Below are 3,098 nucleotides of genomic sequence, written 5' to 3' on the forward strand. Positions count from 1 at the left end.
GCGGCGGTCCCGGTCGCGCGGGGCGTCCGGGGGGGGGAGCGGGCCGAGGGGCAGGTCCAGCGGGAGGGCGGAGGGGGGGGCCACGGCCAGCAGGGCGGCGAATGGGCCGTCCGGGTCGGGCCCCACGGGTCCCACGGACTCCACGAGCGTGCGCCCGCGCAACACCCCGCCGCCCAGCGCGTGGATGCCGACACGCGCTGGGCGGCGGGGTGTTGCGCGGGCGCACGCTCGTGGAGTCCGTGGGACCCGTGGGGCCCGACCCGGACGGCCCATTCGCGGCGCTGCTGGCAGTGGCCCACTCCTGCGGCCTCCCGCTGGACCTGCACCTCGGCCCGCTCCCCGCACCGGACGACGCGCGCGACCGGGACCGGCTGACCGCGCTGCTCGACCGGCTGCCCACCGGGTCGCTGCTCACCGTCGCGGGGGCGCTGCCCCGGTCCGCGGTCGCCGCGCTGGGCGCGGCGGCGGACCGCGTGGGTGTGGTGGTGCTGCCGCAGGGCGGCTGCGGTGCGGGGGCGTCCGGACCCGGGGGATTCGACGCCGCCACCGCGCGGCGCCTGGCCGACGCCGGTGTGCCGCTGGCCGCCGGCAGCGGCGCGCTGCGTGACGTCACCCGCCCGGTCGGACGGGCGGACCCGATCGAGGCGGCGTTCCTGCTGGCCGCGCAGGCGGGCCTGTCCGCGGCGGCCGCCTACGACGCGGTCGGGCCCGGCGCGCGGGCCCGGCTCGGACTGCCGGCCTGCGCCGTCGAGGCCGGGCGGCCCGCGGATTTGCTGGCGCTGCGCGGGGAAACCCTCGTCGCCGCGCTGAGCGGCGGCCACAGCCGCGTGGTGCTGCACGCCGGCCGGGTGGTCTCCCGCACCAGCGCGGTGCGCGAGTACGCCGACACCACGACCGCCGCGGTGCCGCGCCAGGTGCGCCCGTCCCGCCCGGCCTGAGCCCTGCGAGCGGCTGACGCGCGGTCAGGCCTGGGGCATCACCAGGCGGTAGTGCACCAGCAGTTCGCCCCAGTCGTCGATCTTGACGCGGCCGGTGCGGCGGAAGCCGAGCGCGCGGTAGAGGCGGTTGGCGCGCAGGTTGTCGGCGTGGGTCCACAGTTGGGCCTGCGCGTAGCCGCGCTCGCGGCCGTCGGCGACGACCCGCTCCAGCAGCAGGCGCCCGACGTGCTGGCCCCACCGGTCCGGGGCGACGCTGAGCAGGCTGAGGTGCAGCAGCCCCGGCTCCGGCGGGCCCGCCCCGTCGTCCGCGAGCCCCTGCAGGCCGAGGATGGTGCCGATGATCCCGGGGTGGCCGTCCTCGCCGCGGCCCTCCTCGCGCGCGAGCAGCAACATCGCGCCCGGCTCGGCCATCCGGGCGTACGCCGTCCGTACGTGCGCCCGCGCCAGCGGCCGGCCGTTGCGCCGGATGAGGTGCGAGTGCTGCCAGACCGCCATCGCCGCGTCGATCTCGTCGGCGGTGGCCGGGCTCACCGTCACGCTCCCGCTCATCGAGTCCCTCACCCCCCGGAACCTTCCCCCAGCCGCCGCGGCCAAGCTTCGCCACGCCACCGCGGTCGGCGCAAGAGTCGTGACGCGCCCACCGCGGTGACGTGACGTCAGCGTCCGTACCCGCATCGGCGTCAGGCGGAGGCCTGGCGCCGGGGGGCGGCGAACGGGTTTCGGGTCGGGTCGTCGATCACGGGGAGCCGGCCCTCCTTGCGCGCCCGGCGCAGGTCGTCGAGGTACTCGCGGCTCATCATCGCCGAGACCATCGCCACGCCGCCGCGGTGCACGCGGATCTCGCTGTCGGCGGCGGTGCCGACCAGCCGGATCCGGCGCAGGCCCGGCTCGGCAGGGGCCTGGCCGTCCTTGACCTTGCCCTTGCCGGACCACCGCAGGTCCCACTGGTCGACCGTGGCGTCCTCGGGGACGAGGAGCTTGACCATGGCCCGCTGCATCTCCACCCGGACCTCGACCTCCGCGGGGATGCCCGGCGACCGCAGGTCCACCACGACGCCGCCGCCGCGCGCCTTGATCTCGAAGGTGTCCGCGCTGGTCCAGTTGCCGAGGCGCTTGGTGACCGAGTGGTCGACGTGGATGCGCTCCGCCTGACTCATCGTGAGTTCCTTCCGGTTGGTGCGACTGGGGCCTGCGGGCTCTCCCGCCGACACATCGATAGTTGCACTGAAACTAGTCTCGCGTCAACTAGTACTCCTGAGATTAGCCCGGGAGTACGATGAGCCCCATGACCAGCCCGAACAGCCCCGCCCCGCGCAGCGCCGTGAAGAGTTCGCCCCTCTCGCTGACCGTCCTGTCGCTGCTGCACTACCAGCCGCTGCACCCCTACGGGATCCAGCGGCTGATCAAGCAGTGGGGCAAGGACCAGGTCGTGAACGTCAGTCAGCGCGCGAGCCTGTACCGGACCATCGAGCGCCTGCTGTCGGCGGGGCTGATCGAGGTACGCGAGACCGAGCGCGACCAGCAGTACCCCGAGCGGACCGTCTACGCGGTCACCGATGCGGGCCGTGGCGCGGCGCGCGCCTGGCTGCTGGAGATGCTCGCCAAGCCGAAGCAGGAGTTCCCGGAGTTCCCGGCCGCGCTCTCGTTCCTGGTCATGCTGGGCCCGGAGGAGACACTCCAGGTCTTCACGGAACGCGCCGAGGCGCTGCGCACCTCGCTGAGCGAGATCGACGCCATCATGGCCGTCGAGGCCGAACACCGGCTGCCGCGCGTCACCATGCTGGAGACGGAGTACCAGCGCGTCACGGTCTCGGCGCAACTCGCCTGGCTGGACGCGGTGATCGCCGACCTCCAGGCCGGCCGGCTCTCCTGGAGCAACGAGGAACTCCTCGCCTTCGCCGAACCGAAGGACGCCACCGGGGCGGAGTGACGACATGCGAGAGGCCCCGGACCGCTTGTGCTGGTCCGGGGCCTCTCGGCTTCCACGTGGCGGGTGCAGGGTTCGAACCTGCGTAGCTTGCGCGACAGATTTACAGTCTGCTCCCTTTGGCCGCTCGGGCAACCCGCCAGGGATGGTGTCTTCGCGGTACCCCGCTCCGACGTCGTAAACCATACCCGATGGTGGGGGGTGCTTCGCCACTCGGTTGATCAGTGTGGGGG

Annotated in this window: 4 protein-coding genes and 1 tRNA gene; 2 read left to right on the top strand and 3 right to left on the bottom strand. The window is 74.2% G+C overall.

The features are described from left to right. The first annotated feature begins 239 nt into the window (after positions 1 to 239). On the top strand, positions 240 to 938 hold the full coding sequence (locus DN069_RS38835; RefSeq protein ID WP_133260204.1) for an amidohydrolase family protein: 699 nt from the start codon (positions 240 to 242) through the stop codon (positions 936 to 938). 24 nt (positions 939 to 962) lie between these two features. On the opposite strand, the gene DN069_RS38840 is transcribed toward DN069_RS38835, so the two are convergent. Together DN069_RS38840 and DN069_RS38845 are read right to left on the bottom strand one after the other, a co-directional pair. Further along, complete coding sequence (locus DN069_RS38840; RefSeq protein ID WP_165845840.1) at positions 963 to 1,487, bottom strand: GNAT family N-acetyltransferase; 525 nt, start codon at positions 1,485 to 1,487, stop codon at positions 963 to 965. Between the two features lie 131 nt (positions 1,488 to 1,618). After that, positions 1,619 to 2,095: a hypothetical protein gene (locus tag DN069_RS38845; protein WP_111507944.1), complete on the bottom strand. Its 477-nt coding sequence runs from the start codon at positions 2,093 to 2,095 to the stop codon at positions 1,619 to 1,621. Positions 2,096 to 2,223: 128 nt separating this feature from the next. On the opposite strand from DN069_RS38845, the gene DN069_RS38850 reads away from it, so the two are divergent. After that, positions 2,224 to 2,868, top strand: coding sequence for a PadR family transcriptional regulator (locus DN069_RS38850; RefSeq protein WP_243640339.1), 645 nt, complete (start codon positions 2,224 to 2,226; stop codon positions 2,866 to 2,868). A gap of 57 nt (positions 2,869 to 2,925) precedes the next feature. Here DN069_RS38850 and DN069_RS38855 read toward each other — a convergent pair. Beyond that, a tRNA-Tyr gene (locus tag DN069_RS38855) sits at positions 2,926 to 3,006 on the bottom strand. Positions 3,007 to 3,098 lie beyond the last annotated feature (92 nt).

This window comes from Streptacidiphilus pinicola (assembly GCF_003258295.1).
Classification (GTDB): Bacteria; Actinomycetota; Actinomycetes; order Streptomycetales; family Streptomycetaceae; genus Streptacidiphilus; species Streptacidiphilus pinicola.

What these genes read in the sequence shown, in the direction of transcription:
- DN069_RS38845 (WP_111507944.1), bottom strand. Translation starts at nt 2,095, where the DNA reads ATGAGTCAGGCGGAGCGCATCCACGTCGACCACTCGGTCACCAAGCGC.
- DN069_RS38850 (WP_243640339.1), top strand. Translation starts at nt 2,224, where the DNA reads ATGACCAGCCCGAACAGCCCCGCCCCGCGCAGCGCCGTGAAGAGTTCG.
- DN069_RS38840 (WP_165845840.1), bottom strand. Translation starts at nt 1,487, where the DNA reads ATGAGCGGGAGCGTGACGGTGAGCCCGGCCACCGCCGACGAGATCGAC.